Origin of the sequence: Lacisediminimonas profundi, assembly GCF_008831265.1 — a bacterium.
Taxonomy (GTDB): Bacteria; Pseudomonadota; Gammaproteobacteria; order Burkholderiales; family Burkholderiaceae_D; genus Lacisediminimonas; species Lacisediminimonas profundi.
In genome coordinates, this window is sequence record NZ_VTTH01000006.1 from 144,209 (window position 1) to 160,864 (window position 16,656).

A 16,656-nucleotide genomic window follows, 5' to 3' on the forward strand; every position below is an offset into this window, starting at 1 on the left:
ATCAATGACGAAGAAAAGAGTATTGGTGACCGGCGCCAGCCGTGGCATCGGGCGCGCGGTGATGCGCAGGCTGGCCGACGACGGCTATCGTGTGACAGGGCTGGCCCGCAAGGCCCCGGAGGACCTGCGCGCCGACGAGGAGTTCCACTGCATCGACCTGGCCGACCTGGAGGCGACACGTGCACTGGTGACCGAGCTGGCGGCCGAGCAGCCTTTCTACGGCCTGATCAACAATGCCGCCATGTCGCCCGTCACTTCGCTGGACGAGTGCTCGATCCAGGACATGAACGATGCGGCGCAACTGAACCTGCACGCGCCGCTGGTGCTGACCCAGGTCCTGGTGCCCGGCATGCGCGCCGCGCGCGAAGGGCGGATCGTGAACCTGTCGTCGCGCGCCGCGCTGGGCAAGGTCAACCGCACTGCCTATAGCGCCTCGAAGGCCGGCATCATCGGCATGAGCCGCACCTTTGCGCTGGAACTGGCCGAGCACAACATTACCGTCAACGTCATCGCGCCCGGCCCGATCTCGACCGAACTGTTCCGCACCGCCAGCCCGCCGGACCATCCGCGCACCAAGGCACTGATGGCAGCAGTGCCCCTGAAACGGGTCGGCTCACCGGAGGAAATCGCCCATACCGTCGCCTTCCTGCTGGAGGAGCGTGGTGGCTTCATGACCGGCCAGACGCTGTATGTCGATGGCGGCCTGACGATCAGCGCCGTGCATCTTTGAACTGATACCTGAACGGCTCCTTCCGCGTGACCGGAAGGAGCGCAAGTCGGGGGGGCGAAGGTCTGGATATCAGGATTTTTGAGATAAACTCTTTCTTTATCAAGACATCGGGCTTGTTTATCCCGATACCCCCTCCCCAGACAATTCCATGCCATCACAATCTGCTGACAAGTCAGCCGCCGAACAACAGGAAGCACCCCAGAGCGCGCTCGCGCGCGGGATCCGCATCCTGCAATGTTTTTCGACCGAAGAATATGACCTGAGCGCCAAGGACCTGATCCAGCGCTCCGGCCTGCCCAAGCCCACCGCTTTCCGCATTATCGGCACCCTGCGCGAGCTCGGGCTGTTGCACTATTCCGAACGCCGCAACAAGTACATGCTGGCCCCCGGCGTCCTGAAGCTGACCGCGCCGCTGCTCGCCTCGATGACGATCCGTTCCATCGCGCGGCCGCTGATGCAGGACTTTGCCGACTATTCCGAGGGCCAGGTCTCACTGGCGGTCAGCACCAGCGACTACCAGATGGTGTATGTCGAGACGGCGCAGGGCCGGGGCAACTCCGTGTTCCGTCCGGAAATCGGGACCACGGTCTCCCTCACCCGCACTGCCTCCGGCCGCGCTTTCCTCAGCCTTCTTCCTCCGGACGACTTCCGGACTGTCGTCGAGCGGATCCGGGCCGGAAATCCCGAGCGGGCCGAATGGATCGACGCCAAGATGCAGGAAACCCGTCAGGATCTCGAAAACCTGGGTTATTGCCGCAACCAGGGCGAGCTGGACCGGAACACCGTCGGCGTGGCAGTCCCGGTACGCGTGCTGATCGACGAGCAGCGCTTCATATTCGGTTGCACCGTGCCAGCCTATCGCCAAAGCCAGAATCCCAAGTTGCTCGAAGACCTGGGCATGCGCCTGGCCACGCTGGTCCAGAACGTCCAGACAGCCCTCGGCGCTCCCCGCGCCTGACCTCCGGCTGAATCCTCCCCCTCCCCCTCCCCCTCCCCCGCCCAGGCCGGTACCAGCACGTACCGGCCGGCCCGCCTGACCACAGCCCCAAAGCTGTCTCATTTTTTTTAATGCTGGTCTCATAAATAATATGAGTGCAGCCGTTTTTCATTTATTGACAATGTAATTTGAGCCAAATAGAATGAATAACGATATATAACATCTTGAATTTCAGGAATTCCTGAGGTAAAGATGAAACAAAACCACAAAAAATGGAGACAGCAGTCATGAAACATCTTGCAGGGGTGCGTGCGGCGCTCAAGCTGATACGGTCAATTCCGGGCACGGCGCGCCTTGCAGCCCTGACGCTGGCCGTCGTTGCCGGGCCGGCGCTGGCCCAGTACCCGACAAAACCGATCACCATCATCGTGCCCGGCCCGCCAGGCGGCAGCGGCGACATCGTTACCCGCACCATCGCCAAGGAGTTGTCGGAGGTCCTGCGGCAGCCTGTGGTGGTAGACAATCGGGCGGGTGCCAGTGGCGTGATCGGCGCACAGGCCATGCTGCGTGCCGCGCCTGACGGCTACACCCTGATGATGGGTAATACCGGCGTGATCGGCATCAATTTCGGCTTGCTGAAGAACCTGCCCTACAAGCCGCAGGACTTCACAGCGATCACCGATGTGCTGTTGTTCCCCAACGTGCTCGCAGTGCGCTCCGATTCGCCGATCAAATCCGTTGCCGGGCTGATCGCGGCGGCCAAGGCCTCACCTGGCAAGCTGTCCTACTCGTCCTCCGGCATTGGCCAGACCACACACTTGTCGGGCGAACTGTTCAGGCAGGCAACCGGCATTCACATTTTGCATGTGCCCTACAAGGGCGCCAACCTGGGTCTGCAAGCGGTGATGTCAGGCGAGGTCGATTTCATGTTCGACAATTTCCCCAGCATCCAGGGGCAGATCAGCGGCCAGCGCCTGCGCGCGCTCGCCGTTACCGGCAAGAGCCGTTCGCCGCGGCTGCCCGATGTGCCGACCATGAGCGAAGCCGGCGTGCCCGATTTCCATATCACTGGCTGGTTCGGCCTGGTCGGGCCTGCGGGCATGCCCGTAGACATACGCGACAAACTGCAGCAGACCATCGCTGCCATCCTGAAGCGGCCCGATGTGCAGGAGCGGTTCCAGCAGCAGGGTGGCAGCACGGGCGGAACCACGCCATCGCAATTCGACGCTTTCATCCAGTCGGAAATCAAGAAGTGGGGCGCGGCGGTTAAAGGGGCCGGCGTCACCGTAGACCAATAACCCTTAATAACCCAACAGCGGACATCAGTCCCAGGGAGACATACATGCAAGCAAAAAACACTGTCCGCCGGGCCGTCACGCGCGCCTTTGCCAAGGTGGCATCGGCCATGGCAATCGGTGCGGCCTTTGCCGCCTTCCCGGCGACATCCTTTGCCGCCTTTCCGGAAAAACCGATCACCATCATCGTGCCATTCACCGCCGGCGGTTCGACTGACGTGCTGGCGCGCCTGATCGCCAAGCCGATGCAGGCGGTATTGAAGCAGCCGGTAGTGGTCGAGAACAAGGTAGGTGCCGCTGGCGCCATCGGCGCAGCCGCTGTTGCCAAGTCCCCGGCGGACGGCTACACCATCGTGTTCGGCGGCGTCGGCACCAACATCGTCAGCCCGCTGACCGTGCCGGAGACCCCCTACGACCCACAGAAAGATTTTGCCCCGGTGGGCCAGGTCTGTACCGTGGAATATGTGCTGGTGGTCAACGCCAACAGCCCCATCAAGACCTTCGGCGACCTGGTTGCACGGGCGAAGCAAAACAAGGGTGCGGTTTCCTACATGTCGACCGGAAACAAGGGGCCGCTGCACTTGGGCATGGAGTATTTCAGCAAGCTCGCCGGCGTCAACATGGTCCATGTGCCGTACAAGGGTGAGGCCGCGGCCCTGCCCGACGTGATCTCGTCGCGGGTCGACGTCGGCATGATGACCGTGCCTTTCACCGTGCCGCTGATCAATGACGGCAAGCTGCGCGCACTGGCCGCGATCGGGGGCAAGCGTTCCGCGCTGCTGCCCAATGTCCCGACTGTGAGCGAGTCCGGTTATCCCTCATACGAGTTGCCAATCTGGATCGGCCTTTCGGTTCCTGCCGGCACGCCGGCTGACCGCATCGAATTGCTGAACAAGGCAATGCGTGAGGCGCTCAAGGATGAAGACGTCAAGAAGCGCATGCTGACGCTGGGCGTGACTGCAGTCGGTAGCACGCCGGCGGAATTCGCAGCCTTCCTGGAGAAGGAACGGACGCGCTGGGTGACGATGATCAAGTCGACTGGGGCGCTGGAAAAGTAAGAGCCGGACCAAGCAGTCCGGCGGCAGAATCGGTTGAAGCTGTGGGCTGGCATCTGTCCGAGCCCCGCTCGGGGAGCCAAAAAACAGATTTGAAAAGCCCAGCCCTGACCGGTTGGGCTTTTTGCTATCCAGTCCGCCTTTTCCCTGCCGGCCAGCCCCAAGTCAATCAGCACACTCCCGCCCTGCCCCTCCTGCAATTCCACTTTCACTTACCAGGACGGTGACAACCTGGTCGGTCCTGAATGCGGGACGGAATGGTCAGCCACTGCCACTTGAAGTCGGTGTTTGTGAGGAAGGTGTAGACACGCCTAGCCTTATTCTGCGACTGGCGTAGAATAAAAAAGCATGAAAATCAGGATCAAGCGAGTGTACGAACCACCCGACCATCACGACGGCCGCCGCATACTTGTCGACAGGATCTGGCCGCGCGGCTTGAGCAGGGAAAGTGCAAGCATCGACCTATGGCTCAAAGACATTGCCCCCAGCACAGAACTGCGGAAATGGTTCAACCATGATCCGGAGAAATGGGAAGAATTCGAGAAGCGCTATCTCGCTGAACTGAACGACAAGGACGAATCGATCCGTATCCTGAAGGAAGAGCTCGGCAAAGGCGTCGCCACGCTCCTCTATGCCGCCAAAGACCAAGAGCACAACCAGGCCGAGGTACTGAAGAAAAACAGCTGGCTCTTCAGTTAGTCGTGACTTCATTTGCATCCCTGCTGGACGAAGTTCGCGCTTGCACCAGGTGTGCGGACCATCTGCCCCACGGGCCGCGGCCTGTTTTGCAGTTGCACCCGCAAGCCCGCATCCTGATTGCGAGCCAGGCGCCGGGAAGAAAAGCTCATGCATCGGGCGTACCGTTCGACGACTTTAGCGGTGACCGTTTGCGTGAGTGGATGGGGATCTCACGCGAGACCTTTTACGACGCACGAAAAATAGCAATCCTGCCAATGGGCCTCTGCTTTCCCGGCCAGGCGAAGTCTGGCGATCTGCCGCCTCGGCGAGAATGCGCACAAGCCTGGCATGGGCAGCTACTTCCTCAGCTACGTCAGCTGCAACTCACGCTGGTCATCGGCCAATATGCATTGGCATATCACCTTGCAGAGAAACGGGCTTCGCTCACCGACACGGTCCACGACTGGCAAGCCTATGGGCCAGACCGCATCCCCCTCCCCCACCCAAGCCCACGAAACGGTATCTGGCTCCGCCGCAATACCTGGTTCGAAACTGGGCTGCTGCCGGTGCTGAAGGCGCGAGTGGCTGCAGTGCTTGCCGACTGATCCGCCGAACAAGTGAACTGCTCCGCAAGGTTGGGTCCAACTCTTGGGGGGGCCGTTCAGAAAGCTTGGGGGGGGTTTCCTTTCGGCTGGGTCAAAAGGAAGCCGGTTCTCAACGCTGCGGCGAATCGGATCCGCATAGTCTCTACCAATGCAGACCGCTAAAAATGGGAGGATTACCCCAACAGCACGAGGTGGACAATGGCACGCGCGGCGGCGGTCGAATTACCGGACACAAGTGTCTGCATTCGACGCAATGCAGACCTTAGTATCGCGTGGGATCGAAGATCAGCTTCCAGCAGCAATCGGTCGATTGTGCCGAGGAGCTACCGCCGAATCGCAGCCGGCCCGAGCGCTCATGCGTGACCTGCAGCGGTTGCGTAGCGTGCAGACCTATCGGTCGAAATCGCCCTCAGCTTCCGGTTGATAAAGCACTTTCCCAATCCGGATATGGCAGGTTCGGTTCGGAATCCGCCAGCTAAATGCATCGCCCTCCTTGTAGCCCAGTATCGCGGTGCCGATGCCTGAGCAAACCGATAGTTTCCCGGCGCGATCGTCTGCCTCCGCGGGGTAAACCAGCGCGACTTCTACTTCCTCGTCGTTCACCTGCAGCAAGGCCCGGGAGTTCATCGTGACAACATCCTCGGCCACTTTCCTGGGATCGACGACGATGGCTCGCTCGATCTCATGCTCGAGCTCGAAAATATCGGAGTCCTGTTCGAGGTCGATCAGATTCCTGAGCCGTGCTTTGTCGATCTCGGTGACGTAGATCTCGCCGAGGTGAACCACAGGGCGTTCGCGCAAGAGCCGGAGATAGCGCGCCGAGCTCATGACCAGGGACTTCATCGTCGGCGTTTCGCTTTCCGGCAAAAAGCCGCTACGCAGGAAAGCGTTCAGTGATCGCACGTTCTCCGGGTGGATTTTGGCGATGAGCCTCTCCGCCCGCATCTCGAAGAAGGCGAGCTTCATGCCTTCGCAGATAGCGCTGGCGCCGAGCTTGCGGCCCCAGTTATCGCGGTCGCCGATGACCAGGACCATCTCGCAGTCCAGACCCATCTTGACGAGACGCACGAAGCCCACTGGCACGTCGTGCTGATCGTAGGCCATGAAGAACCTGCCACCCTGGTTGAACAGATGGGTCAAGATCGGCAACTGGACCCGACCGATGACCTGCTCGATCAACCGGGAGACGTGGCGCGAATCGCTCAGAAAGCGGGTGACATCCTCGTCATCCAGCCAGTCCATCAGCGTCAGCGCGTTTGCCCGGGTGATCTCGGGACACAGGGAAACGAAAGGTGCGTTCATTGATTAATGACTCCTGCAGGGGTTGGGGAAGACAAGGACAAAGCGACGATGGACTTGCCAGAGACGATCCCCCAGGACGCTTCCAGATGCTCGCTGACATCGATACCCTGATTCACCTCGATGCCCTGCGCAGACCAGACGCTGCCACCGACCTTCAGAGCGCCCCGGACGCGGAGATTGCCCTGGCACTTCAGGGTGGCGCCGACCGCGACATCACCGCCCACCGTCGTCTGGCCGCCAATCGCGCAATCCGTACCCACCTCGACATCCCAGCCGACGCGCAGGTCGCCGCCGCAGTCCAAGCGCTCCTCCACCAGCATGTTCCAGTCGGCACGCACATCCCCCTCCACTTGCAGGCAGCCCAGCGAGCGGACATTTCCGGCCGCCCATAGGTCTTCGCCAACCTGCAGGGTGCGACCGACCGGAATGCCGGACTCGGCGCGCAAACTGCCGCCGATGCGCAGCACGGTGTCCACATCGATCGGGCCACGAGCCAGCAGGCTGCCGGCGAACACCACAGCGTCCGCTTCCAGCGCATCGACTTCAAGCACCGCCTTGGTCGGCCCGAACTGATCCATCAGCCAACTGGCATCAGAGATCCGCCCGGCTGCCACGAGCGCGTCGAGCAGGGGCTGGTAGTCAGAGCCTTCCTGAAAATGGCGCATGAACCAGCGGAATCCATCGGCACAGGGATTTTTCTGCCGGACAAATTGACGCGAGATATCCATCGCTCTCACTCCTTATTCGACCGATTGATCACGGGGGAGGCGGCATCGTCCGGCAAGTGGACTACCCGGAACCACAGACTAATTGCTGCAGCAGCTGCAGCAATGCGCCGTGTCGGGCAGCGGGCGCGCGCCAGGTGGTTGAGGTTGTAGGCTCCCGGTGGCGGCCAGATGCTGCGGTTATGGACGTTCATAAAACTCCTGGATGGCAAGTATTAGCCCGCACCAGATGGTGCGGTAACGGAATCGCGCTGCCGCCGCTGGCAATCGCTAAAGGATCAGGCGAATGGACGCGGCGTGCGGTAAGCACAATGACGATGTGAAGCAGGGAAATATGGCGAGTTCTGAAAGGGCGGCACCGACAACGGTCAGCCGCCAGCTCGCTTCAGTGAGCCCGGCGATAGTTTTATTGCGCTATTGGGGGAAAGCGTATCGCCGGGCCTAGGAATCTGCGGTAATCGAGCAGACTCCTGAGCGCTCCGAGTGAAGCGACGCGGCACCACCCCTCTTCGCGGCAGCACAGGGCGCGAAGACGATTGGGGCGGAGAGCGGGAAATCAGCCATGGGAGAACTATAACTCGTCGCCAGAAACAGTGTCAAATCGACCCGCTGGGCAAGGAGCTAATGCAATCAATTGTCACTTGAAGAAACAACATCGTTCAGCACAACGACAATGCATCGGACCTATCTCTAGGAGATTTAAAATCGTTCATCAACTCCATATTAAGTTACATGGATTTCATCATTTCCGCTTGTAACTCTCCACGCGTGGCACCGAAGTAGTCGATATGGGAAGGAGAGTCAGCATGAAGTGCTCGATGCGCCAAGAACTGCGGCGTTCATGGTGAAAGGAAGCATAACAATCCAGTGCTCAGATTTGAATGCTTTGGGGAGCCAAGTTTGTATGAATGTGGGCACCATTGCGGTGCCCACATTGCTTTTAGCACCGCACCTATCCAGCGATTTTGCGTCCGGCAATTTTCAGAGTGTGTTCCGGCCGTCCGGACGCCGAGCAGCTACTAGCGCACAGTCGCGCCAGAAAAATGCCGCGCCGTTGTGTTACCTGCAAGCAAGTAGTATTGTCCATATCCGTAAATCCCCTGTTACGTGAACGAGGCTAGCTAGGTAAGCCTTGTATCGCTAGGCATTCGTCGATCTAGTCCGCCACTTCCATCAAACTGGTGATCTCAAAGAGAAGGATTGGAGTATTCCTGAATACGGCTCGACTTAGATCGCACTACGGGTGCGACGCTGTCGCTCCCGCAGATTCGACCTTCACCACGGCCCCGCTCCCCCAAAGTCGTTGCGACGGGGTGTTAAACAATTTATCCTGACGCGGTCTCCACCTTTGCGAAGGGCGGAATGCGTCGGCGCATCCCCAGCTTGAATTCCCTGCTTGCCTTTGAGGCCGCTGCGCGGCATCAGAGCATTACGCTTGCGTCGGACGAACTCGCGCTCACGGAGAGCGCGGTGTCCCGGCAAATTTCAATACTGGAAGAACAGCTGGGTGTGCGGCTGTTCAATCGGGTCCGGAAGCGATTGTCATTGACCGGCGCCGGCGTGGCGTATGCCCGTGACGTCGGCATTGCCCTTGAGCGCCTGGAACGCGATACGCGCGAAGTGATGGCCACGGAAGGTGCCGCCACCACCCTCGAAATCGCGGTGCTTCCTACTGTCGGCTCCCTCTGGTTGATTCCAAGATTGTCGTCTTTTTATCAGGCTCATCCGAACCTGACGATAAGCCTGAGCTCACGCAGCAAGCGATTCCTTTTCAGCGAGTCGCATCTGGACGGGGCACTTTGCTTCCTGAACTCGACCTGGCCTGGCGCCATTTCGGATTTCCTGTTCGATGAAGTATTGGTTCCCGTCGCGAGCCCGCAGCTGGCACAGGCCATGGAGACTCTTGCACCGGACGATCTTCCGAATCATCGTTTGTTGCACCTGATGTCGCGGCCCGATGCGTGGAATGACTGGGCAGCCGCAGCCGGGCAAAGCGCACCGAACTACATGAAGGGCCCGCAATTCGAAGTACAGTCGATGCTGATCAGCGCAGCGTCTTGCGGACAGGGCGTGGCATTGCTGCCCACATTCCTGATCGAAAGCCAGCTCCAGTCCGGGTCGCTCAAGGTCCTGTCGACGACCACCATCCAGACGCAAGGCGCCTACTATTTTTCGTTCCCGGAGGACAAGGCGGAAGAGCCTGCATTGCAGGCCTTCCGGCAATGGCTCCAGGAGCAGACCCGCCTCTTCCGAGAAAAGTCTGCCCCTGGCTGACGCCCCGCCCGAACTCTTGCCGGCCCCTTAGAGGCTTGCGGCTCGATCCAGGCTTTCGATCATTGAAATGCGGCGCAAAAGGGCGCGGCCCTTCTCTTTATCAGTCATCGCTTCCCGGATCTCTTTCTTGAACGCCTCCCGATCCTCCTCGGTCTTGGCTTCCAGGTTGCGTTTGTTCTTGATGGTTCCTACCTGGATTGCGTCCATGGTCACCGCCCGGCGTTGACGATCGTAGGCATCCAGGGTGCCGGACGGCTGGGCGCCCTGGATTACAGGGCCCAGCAGCGCTGTCAGGTTCAGGGCATCGTGAATGCCGCCATTCATGCCCATTCCGCCCAGGGGATTGTTGATATGGGCTGCATCGCCGGCAAGGAATGTACGGCCCTTGCGGAAATTCCCGGCCACCCGCTGGTGAACGCGGTACAAGGTGACGTGCTCGATCGGAACGTTCTCGACGCCGGGCAAGGCGCGCGCCACGGAGTTGCGGGCGAACGCATCGCTGGTGGCAAGCTCATCGCTCACATCTGCGGCGACCGGAGTCATGATCCGCCATGCGCCGATGATCTTGAGGAAGAAGTGCCAACGATCGGGATCTGCCCAATAGCTGACAGAAGTGACGTCAGGGTGTACCGAATAGACGTCAAACGGCGTGGTGACAACCAGGAAGCGCTCCGGCCAGGTGAAGCCCGTGAACTCGATATCCTGGGCGCGGCGGACAATGCTGTTGGCGCCGTCCGCACCAATCAGCCAATCGCATCGGAGCGTCTCGTTTGCTGCGCCGCCAAGGTCGATCTCGACACCGTCGTCATCCTGGCGGATGGCCGTCACTTCACTATCAAACCGGATCTCGAACAGCGGGTGGTCCTTGAGCGCGTCCAGGATGATACGCGTGAGCTTGAATTGCTCCGCCTGGAGACGATACGGATGCCGGGTGAGATCGGAAATGTCGGCAAAGTCGAACGTGCCCAATTCGCCATCGATCATGCTCCCGTATTGCACCTTGGGAGCGATCAGGCCTTCGGAGATCAGCGTCTTGGCGAATCCGAGATCATCCAGCATGTCGAGCGTGGAAGGATGAAAGGTCGAGGCGCGCGACTCCAGACTCAATGTGGCGTTCTTCTCAAGCACCAGGACTGGAATGCCCTGGCGAACCAGATCGGCGGCCGCGCTCATGCCTACGGGTCCAGCGCCGGCGACGATGACGGGACGGGAATTGCTTTTCATTGAATCTCCTGTTGATTGACAGCTCTGGTGAGCTCTGCGCCATGGACACCCGGCAGCGTGTCGGCAATCATATTTGTCAAAGCAAGGAGATGGCAAATGACGATTCGAGAACAGGTCTTGAGTTTTTTTGCAGTTGCGGCCCGGGCCGGCCCCATCTGGTGTTGGCACCAGCACCGATCAATGATCCGGATGACGGCAATTCATGCAGCCTGAAGACAGCGAATCCAGCTTCACCATTTGTCGCCTGCTTGCCGCGAACCTAGACCCCTACATATTGATGAATGACGTGTTCCTCGGTGCGCAGGTCGTCGGAACTGCCTTGCCATACCACTTTCCCCTTCTCCAGCACATAGTGGCGGTCGGCCAGGTTGAGCACGGCGCGGATGTTTTTATCGATGATAATCTGCGACAGGCCTTCCCGCTTCAATTCGGTCAAAGCATTCCAGATCTCCGCGCGGATCAGCGGCGCCAGTCCCTCGGTCGCCTCGTCAAGCACCAGTAATTGCGGATTGGTCATGAGTGCGCGCCCGATAGCCAGCATCTGCTGCTCGCCGCCGGACAGTTGCCACCCCAAGTTGGTGCGCCGCTCGCGCAGCCGCGGGAAAAATTTGTAGACGCGGTCCAGTGTCCATTCCTGCAGGCTGTAATCACCGTCGCCACCGGTGCGCGCTTTCCGTGCCGTGGCGACCAGGTTCTCTTCCACCGAAAGATTCGGGAATACCTGACGTCCTTCCGGCACCAGCCCCAGGCCGAGCCGCGCGATGCTGTACGAGGGCATCCCGTTAATCGACTTGCCAGTGAATTCAATGTTACCGGACGTCGCCGGCAACAAACCGAACAGGCACTTGATGGTCGTGGAACGCCCCATGCCGTTGCGACCAAGCAGCGTGACGACTTCCCCCCGATTCACATCAAACGACACGCCGAACAGCGCCTGCGCGTGCCCATAGGACGCCTGCAGATCCCGGACTTTCAACAATGCATTCATTCTTTTCGTCTCCTGGGCGCTTCTCTATGCTTCTTCTTCGCCGAGATACACCGCCCTGACTTCCGCATGGTTCCTGATTTCATCGGGAGTGCCAGTAAACAATACGCTGCCATAGACCAGCACCGTAACGCGGTCAGCCAAGGCGAATACTGCATCCATGTCGTGTTCGATGAGCAGGATCGAATAGCTGCCTTTCAGTCGCTGCAGCAGCGACACCACGGCGCTCGACTCCTGCACGCTCATGCCTGCCATCGGCTCGTCGAGCAGCAGGAATTTCGGCTGCGCCGCCAGGGCCATGGCCAGCTCCAGTTGGCGCCGTTCACCGTAGCCCAGGTCGGCGGCCGGCACTTCGCTGCGGTCCGCCAGGCCTGCGGCCTGCAGCGCGTCCTCGGCAGCATCGTCCAGCCCGCGGCGCTTGAGCATTGGCTGCCAGAACCGGAAGGCGTGTTCCTTGGCCCCCATTGCGGCGAGCACGATGTTTTCACGCACCGTGAATTCCTCGAAGATGGAGGTGATCTGGTAAGAACGCAGCAGCCCCAGGCGCGCGCGCTGATGGATGGGCAACGCCGTCACATCGGCGCCGGCGAACAGCACCCTGCCTTCATCGGATGGAAGCTCACCCGACAGCTGGTTGATGAGCGTCGTCTTGCCGGCCCCGTTGGGGCCAATAATGGCGTGCAATTCCCCTGGCCTGATGTCGATCGAGACATGGTCGGTGACCAGGATCCCGCCATAGCGCTTGATCAGCGCCTCGGTACGCAGTGCACTTGCAGTCATGGCATCTCTCCTGCCTTCATTGACAGCGGACCGCTGTCCGCCAGCGCGGCTGCCTTGCCTGCTGCCTTGGCTTTTGCATTGCCCAGTTCGAGCTGGCTGTCGAATTTCTCCAGCAGCCCCAGAATTCCTGTCTTGCCAAGCAGTGCCACGAGGAGAATGATCGGACCGAAAATCGCCAACCAGTATTCAGTCACGGCTTTGAGGACTTCTTCCATTCCGAGGAAGGCAATCGCACCCAGCAGCGGCCCGAATACGGAGCCTATGCCGCCCAGGACCACCATCACGATCAGGTCGCCGGAAATAATCCAGGACAACGTGGTCGGAGAGGCGAACGCATTGAGGTTGGCGAGCAGCATGCCGGCGATGCCGCACAGCACCGCCGACAGCACATAGGCTGACAGCTGGTAGCGCCGCCCTGGAAAACCGATCGCATTGATGCGGGCCGGGTTCTGCCGCGCGCCACGCAACACCATGCCGAACGGAGAGATCCGCAGGCGCGCCATCCACCACGTCGCCAGTACCAGGATGACGAGTCCGACTGCATAGAGAGTATTGGGGCTTCCCAGGTCCAGCCCGAGCAACTTGCTTGTGGACGAAATGGTAGTGCCATCGTCACCGCCGTATTGCTTCAGGCTCATGAAAACGAAGTAGCCCATTTGCGCGAAAGCCAAGGTAATCATGATGAAGGCGATTCCCGAGGTGCGCAGGCTGATGGCGCCGGTGAGCAGGCCGACCAGGCCGCAACTGGCGATGCACACCAGCAGGTGGACCCAGCCGTTGTCGATTCCGTGGAACGCCGGAATGGCGACGCTGTAGGCGCCCAGTCCGAAGAACAGCGCATGCCCCAGGCTGACCAGGCCGCCGTAGCCCAAAGCCAGGTTCAGTGCGGTGGCGGCAATCGCATAGATGATGATGCGGGCAAAGAAAGTGACATAGAACGGCTGTTCCATGAAATGGGCCACGAAGGGCACTGCCGCCAGGACGGCGAGGAACAGCAGTGGCACCAGCACGCTGGTCCTGGCCAAGGACTTTTTGGACAACATCAACTTCTCCTTGCGGGGAACAGGCCTTGCGGCCTGACTGCGAGCACTACTGCCATCAATACATAGACCAGCATCGATGCCAGCGCCGGTCCGGCCGCGTTGGCGACCTCGCGGCTCATCATCTCGCGCAGCAGCATGGGCAGGAATGCGCGGCCCATGGTGTCGGCGATACCGACGATCAGCGCGGCGTAGAACGCTCCGCTGACCGAGCCGATTCCGCCAATCACGATCACCACCAGCGCAGTGATCAGGACCGGCTCACCCATGCCTGACTGGATGGACAGGATAGGTCCGGCCATGACGCCGGCCAGGCCTGCGAGTCCGGCGCCCAGTGCGAACAGCAGCGCATTCAGGAACTTGATGTTGACGCCGAGGGCACCGACCATTTTCGGGTTGACCGAACCAGCGCGTATCAACATGCCTAGGCGCGTCTTGTGCATCAGCAGGTGCGCGCCGATGGCGACCGCCAGTCCGACGACGATGATGGCGAAGCGGTAAGCCGGATAGCTGATGCCGAACAGGTCAACGGTGCTTTCCAGGGATACCGGGACGGGAAGGAAATAGGGCTGGGGTCCCCAGACGATCCGCGTTATTTCATTAAAGAACAGCATCATGCCGAAGGTCGCCAGCACATGGTCCAGGTGGTCACGGCTGTACAGGCGCGATACCGCGAGCCTCTCCAGCAGGAACCCAAGCACAATGCAGCCGGCGACCGCCGCGACAACCGCGACCGGGAACGAACCACTGAGATTGAATGCGGTAGCCGCGAAATAGGCGCCCATCATGTACAGCGAGCCGTGCGCAAGATTCACAAAGCTCATGATGCCGAACACCAGGGTCAGCCCCGCCGCCAGCAGGAACAGCAAGACGCCGAACTGCAGTCCGTTCAACAACTGTGGAAGTACCAGGCTCAAGGCCATGATCTGCTCCTCATTTCTCTCGTTATTTCGCGCCGCACCTGGCGTAATAAGCGTCCTTGTGCTCGGTCATCGGCGTGCCGATCAGCTTCATGACCGGCTGTCCCGCTGCCTTGACCACCTGGAACGCGTAGTAGTTCTGGATCGGCATGTTGTTGACGTTGAACTTGAACGGTCCACGCACCGACTTGATTTCGCTGCCGGCGGCTTTCACTGCCGCAGCGAACGCTTTCTTGTCCGCAAGCTTGCCATTCATCTTGCGGATCGCGACATCCAGCACCTGGGCCGCATCAAATGCGGTGGCTGCGTACTGGCTCGGCGTGCGCTTGTATTTCGCCTCGAACGCGGTGACGAATTTCTTGTTCGGCGCATTGTCCAGCGCGGCGTCCCACATGATGCCGGTCACGCTTCCGACCGCTGCGTCGCGCAGCGCCGGCATGGTGGTTGCGTCCACCGTGTACACCGAGTACATCGGCAGCTTGCCCAGCAGTCCTGCCTGGTTCAGCTGCTTGACGAAGTTGATGCCCATGCCGCCCGAGTAGAACACGAACACCGCATCCGGCTTGGCTGCCTGCAGCTGGGCGATTTCCGCCGAGTAGTCGGCCTGGCCCACCTGGGTGTAGACCTCATCGACAACCTCACCTTTGTAGTAGCGCTTGAAGCCGGCCAGCATGTCCTTGCCCGCCTGATAGTTCGGCGCCATCAGGTATACCTTCTTGTGGCCTTTCTCCTGCACGAACTTGCCCATCGCTTCGGCCGATCCGTCGTTCTGCCATGCCATGGAAAACACATTGGGCGCGCAACTGGCGCCAGCCACCGGCGACGGGCCTGCGGTCGTGGCCAGCGCTACCGTGCCGGATTCCACGATGCTCTTCAGGCCCGCCATGAATACATTCGAGTAGCCCAGGCCAACGATGGCGTCGACCTTGTCCTTGTCGATGAACTTGCGGAATATCTGGCTGCCGACTTCAGGCCGCAACTGGTCGTCTTCCTTGACCACGCTCACCTGCTGTCCGCCAAGCTTGCCGCCAAATTGTTCGACCGCAAGCTGAAAGCCATCCACCTGGTCCTGTCCGACCATTGCCTGGTTGCCCGACAGCGTCGCCGACAGGCCGATTTTTACCTGGCCGGCGGCCAGTGAGGACGCGCCCATGAGCGCAGCGGTAACGACGATTGGCAAAATTTTGGGGAACGTCATGTTTGTCTCCAGTTTTCTCAGGTGGTGTATCAATCAAATAAGCAATCGACCGGCTTGAATCAGGCCGGTCGTAATTACGGCAAACGGCATCAACCAATCAGCAGGCGAGAACTCAACCCAGATTCACCAGTACACGCCCTTCTTCTACCTTCACCGGATAGATGCGAATGGCGTCGACCAGCGGAGCGCACAGCGGCTTGCCGTTGCGTATGTCGAACTTTCCCTGGTGCAGCGGACATTCGATCTCGAAGCCTTCGAGGAAGCCATCGCACAGGCGCGCATTGCCGTGCGTGCAGAGGTTGTCGGTGGCGTACACCTGCCCGTCCACACTGTAGAGCGCAAGGTCCTTGCCGCCCGCCTCCACGCCGACCACATCATCTTCCGGGACCGCGTCCACGGTACTTACGTCTGTCCAGTTTTCAGCCATATCAGTTCTAAATGGGATAAATGAGGGAGTTGGGGATCATCTCGCTGTCATAGATGCACACCCTTGACTCGAACTTCATTCCCTCGTCGCTGCAGCGGACACGGTCGAGGTAGCGTCCCACGTTGAATACCGTGGAGTCGCCGTTGAGCTTGGTGCGGAACACAGCGTAGTTCGCTTCCGAGATGATGCAGTCGCCTTCGGTCTTCAGGACAAAAGGCATGCCGACCACATGGCGCTGGTAGTAAGGATCGTGGAACAAGGTCTCGCGAATGCCATAGGCGCGATCCTTGAGCATGCCGCGGCTGATCAGGTTCAGCGTCGCCAAGGGCAGGTTGCGCTCGTAGTTTTCGCGAGGCTGCACCTTGTATTCGCAGTCCTCTGCAAAGAAATCGATCCACTTTTCCCAATCGTTGGCATCGACCGCCGCGGCATATTGCGCATACAGACTCACGAGCTCCAGATATTTCTGCATGTCTTTCAT

Annotated in this window: 18 protein-coding genes; 8 read left to right on the top strand and 10 right to left on the bottom strand. The window is 60.0% G+C overall.

Features of this window, described 5'->3' with window-relative positions; genetic code table 11:
• Nucleotides 1-4: 4 nt before the first annotated feature.
• From FVE66_RS17000 to FVE66_RS17030, 7 genes are all read left to right on the top strand, one after another.
• Nucleotides 5-730, top strand: coding sequence for an SDR family oxidoreductase (locus FVE66_RS17000; RefSeq protein WP_151448666.1), 726 nt, complete (start codon nt 5-7; stop codon nt 728-730).
• Nucleotides 731-878: 148 nt separating this feature from the next.
• Nucleotides 879-1,688 carry an IclR family transcriptional regulator gene (locus FVE66_RS17005; RefSeq protein ID WP_151448667.1) on the top strand — a complete coding sequence of 270 codons (810 nt, stop codon included), beginning with the start codon at nt 879-881 and terminating at the stop codon, nt 1,686-1,688.
• 266 nt (nt 1,689-1,954) lie between these two features.
• Nucleotides 1,955-2,965, top strand: a complete 1,011-nt coding sequence (locus tag FVE66_RS17010; RefSeq protein WP_151448668.1) for a Bug family tripartite tricarboxylate transporter substrate binding protein — start codon at nt 1,955-1,957, stop codon at nt 2,963-2,965.
• A gap of 44 nt (nt 2,966-3,009) precedes the next feature.
• The gene (locus FVE66_RS17015) at nt 3,010-4,020 is read left to right on the top strand and encodes a Bug family tripartite tricarboxylate transporter substrate binding protein (protein ID WP_151448669.1); all 1,011 of its coding nucleotides are present in this window, start codon (nt 3,010-3,012) and stop codon (nt 4,018-4,020) included.
• Between the two features lie 165 nt (nt 4,021-4,185).
• Nucleotides 4,186-4,296, top strand: a complete 111-nt coding sequence (locus FVE66_RS17020) for a hypothetical protein (protein ID WP_151448781.1) — start codon at nt 4,186-4,188, stop codon at nt 4,294-4,296.
• A gap of 69 nt (nt 4,297-4,365) precedes the next feature.
• Nucleotides 4,366-4,716: a DUF488 domain-containing protein gene (locus FVE66_RS17025; RefSeq protein ID WP_151448670.1), complete on the top strand. Its 351-nt coding sequence runs from the start codon at nt 4,366-4,368 to the stop codon at nt 4,714-4,716.
• A gap of 2 nt (nt 4,717-4,718) precedes the next feature.
• Nucleotides 4,719-5,300, top strand: a complete 582-nt coding sequence (locus FVE66_RS17030; RefSeq protein WP_151448671.1) for a uracil-DNA glycosylase family protein — start codon at nt 4,719-4,721, stop codon at nt 5,298-5,300.
• Between the two features lie 390 nt (nt 5,301-5,690).
• On the opposite strand, the gene FVE66_RS17035 is transcribed toward FVE66_RS17030, so the two are convergent.
• Both FVE66_RS17035 and FVE66_RS17040 read right to left on the bottom strand, forming a co-directional pair.
• Nucleotides 5,691-6,602, bottom strand: a complete 912-nt coding sequence (locus FVE66_RS17035) for a bifunctional GNAT family N-acetyltransferase/nucleoside diphosphate kinase regulator (protein ID WP_151448672.1) — start codon at nt 6,600-6,602, stop codon at nt 5,691-5,693.
• Entirely contained in the window at nt 6,599-7,330 is a 732-nt protein-coding gene (locus tag FVE66_RS17040) for a DUF342 domain-containing protein (protein ID WP_151448673.1), read from the bottom strand. The genes FVE66_RS17035 and FVE66_RS17040 overlap by 4 nt, the downstream gene beginning before the upstream one ends.
• A 1,359-nt stretch (nt 7,331-8,689) precedes the next feature.
• On the opposite strand from FVE66_RS17040, the gene FVE66_RS17045 reads away from it, so the two are divergent.
• Nucleotides 8,690-9,601: a LysR substrate-binding domain-containing protein gene (locus FVE66_RS17045; protein ID WP_151448674.1), complete on the top strand. Its 912-nt coding sequence runs from the start codon at nt 8,690-8,692 to the stop codon at nt 9,599-9,601.
• Nucleotides 9,602-9,628: 27 nt separating this feature from the next.
• On the opposite strand, the gene FVE66_RS17050 is transcribed toward FVE66_RS17045, so the two are convergent.
• From FVE66_RS17050 to FVE66_RS17085, 8 genes are all read right to left on the bottom strand, one after another.
• Complete coding sequence (locus FVE66_RS17050; protein WP_151448675.1) at nt 9,629-10,999, bottom strand: FAD-dependent oxidoreductase; 1,371 nt, start codon at nt 10,997-10,999, stop codon at nt 9,629-9,631.
• An 85-nt stretch (nt 11,000-11,084) separates the two neighbouring features.
• Nucleotides 11,085-11,813 carry an ABC transporter ATP-binding protein gene (locus FVE66_RS17055; RefSeq protein ID WP_151448676.1) on the bottom strand — a complete coding sequence of 243 codons (729 nt, stop codon included), beginning with the start codon at nt 11,811-11,813 and terminating at the stop codon, nt 11,085-11,087.
• Between the two features lie 24 nt (nt 11,814-11,837).
• On the bottom strand, nt 11,838-12,590 hold the full coding sequence (locus tag FVE66_RS17060; protein WP_151448677.1) for an ABC transporter ATP-binding protein: 753 nt from the start codon (nt 12,588-12,590) through the stop codon (nt 11,838-11,840).
• Nucleotides 12,587-13,633: a branched-chain amino acid ABC transporter permease gene (locus FVE66_RS17065; protein WP_151448678.1), complete on the bottom strand. Its 1,047-nt coding sequence runs from the start codon at nt 13,631-13,633 to the stop codon at nt 12,587-12,589. The genes FVE66_RS17060 and FVE66_RS17065 overlap by 4 nt, the downstream gene beginning before the upstream one ends.
• Nucleotides 13,633-14,553, bottom strand: a complete 921-nt coding sequence (locus tag FVE66_RS17070) for a branched-chain amino acid ABC transporter permease (protein WP_151448679.1) — start codon at nt 14,551-14,553, stop codon at nt 13,633-13,635. Before FVE66_RS17070 ends, FVE66_RS17065 begins: the two co-directional genes overlap by 1 nt.
• A gap of 22 nt (nt 14,554-14,575) precedes the next feature.
• Nucleotides 14,576-15,748, bottom strand: coding sequence for an ABC transporter substrate-binding protein (locus tag FVE66_RS17075; protein ID WP_151448680.1), 1,173 nt, complete (start codon nt 15,746-15,748; stop codon nt 14,576-14,578).
• A gap of 112 nt (nt 15,749-15,860) precedes the next feature.
• A complete protein-coding gene (locus FVE66_RS17080) occupies nt 15,861-16,175 on the bottom strand; it encodes a non-heme iron oxygenase ferredoxin subunit (protein WP_151448681.1) in 315 nt (104 codons plus the stop codon).
• A gap of 7 nt (nt 16,176-16,182) precedes the next feature.
• Nucleotides 16,183-16,656 carry an aromatic-ring-hydroxylating dioxygenase subunit beta gene (locus FVE66_RS17085; protein ID WP_421830107.1) on the bottom strand — a complete coding sequence of 158 codons (474 nt, stop codon included), beginning with the start codon at nt 16,654-16,656 and terminating at the stop codon, nt 16,183-16,185.

Excerpts from the sequence above, each read along its gene's own strand:
- FVE66_RS17000 (WP_151448666.1), top strand. The coding sequence starts at position 5 with ATGACGAAGAAAAGAGTATTGGTGACCGGCGCCAGCCGTGGCATCGGG.
- FVE66_RS17005 (WP_151448667.1), top strand. The coding sequence starts at position 879 with ATGCCATCACAATCTGCTGACAAGTCAGCCGCCGAACAACAGGAAGCA.
- FVE66_RS17010 (WP_151448668.1), top strand. The coding sequence starts at position 1,955 with ATGAAACATCTTGCAGGGGTGCGTGCGGCGCTCAAGCTGATACGGTCA.
- FVE66_RS17015 (WP_151448669.1), top strand. The coding sequence starts at position 3,010 with ATGCAAGCAAAAAACACTGTCCGCCGGGCCGTCACGCGCGCCTTTGCC.
- FVE66_RS17025 (WP_151448670.1), top strand. The coding sequence starts at position 4,366 with ATGAAAATCAGGATCAAGCGAGTGTACGAACCACCCGACCATCACGAC.
- FVE66_RS17035 (WP_151448672.1), bottom strand. The coding sequence starts at position 6,602 with ATGAACGCACCTTTCGTTTCCCTGTGTCCCGAGATCACCCGGGCAAAC.
- FVE66_RS17040 (WP_151448673.1), bottom strand. The coding sequence starts at position 7,330 with ATGGATATCTCGCGTCAATTTGTCCGGCAGAAAAATCCCTGTGCCGAT.
- FVE66_RS17045 (WP_151448674.1), top strand. The coding sequence starts at position 8,690 with ATGCGTCGGCGCATCCCCAGCTTGAATTCCCTGCTTGCCTTTGAGGCC.
- FVE66_RS17055 (WP_151448676.1), bottom strand. The coding sequence starts at position 11,813 with ATGAATGCATTGTTGAAAGTCCGGGATCTGCAGGCGTCCTATGGGCAC.
- FVE66_RS17060 (WP_151448677.1), bottom strand. The coding sequence starts at position 12,590 with ATGACTGCAAGTGCACTGCGTACCGAGGCGCTGATCAAGCGCTATGGC.
- FVE66_RS17065 (WP_151448678.1), bottom strand. The coding sequence starts at position 13,633 with ATGTTGTCCAAAAAGTCCTTGGCCAGGACCAGCGTGCTGGTGCCACTG.
- FVE66_RS17070 (WP_151448679.1), bottom strand. The coding sequence starts at position 14,553 with ATGGCCTTGAGCCTGGTACTTCCACAGTTGTTGAACGGACTGCAGTTC.
- FVE66_RS17075 (WP_151448680.1), bottom strand. The coding sequence starts at position 15,748 with ATGACGTTCCCCAAAATTTTGCCAATCGTCGTTACCGCTGCGCTCATG.
- FVE66_RS17080 (WP_151448681.1), bottom strand. The coding sequence starts at position 16,175 with ATGGCTGAAAACTGGACAGACGTAAGTACCGTGGACGCGGTCCCGGAA.
- FVE66_RS17085 (WP_421830107.1), bottom strand. The coding sequence starts at position 16,656 with ATGAAAGACATGCAGAAATATCTGGAGCTCGTGAGTCTGTATGCGCAA.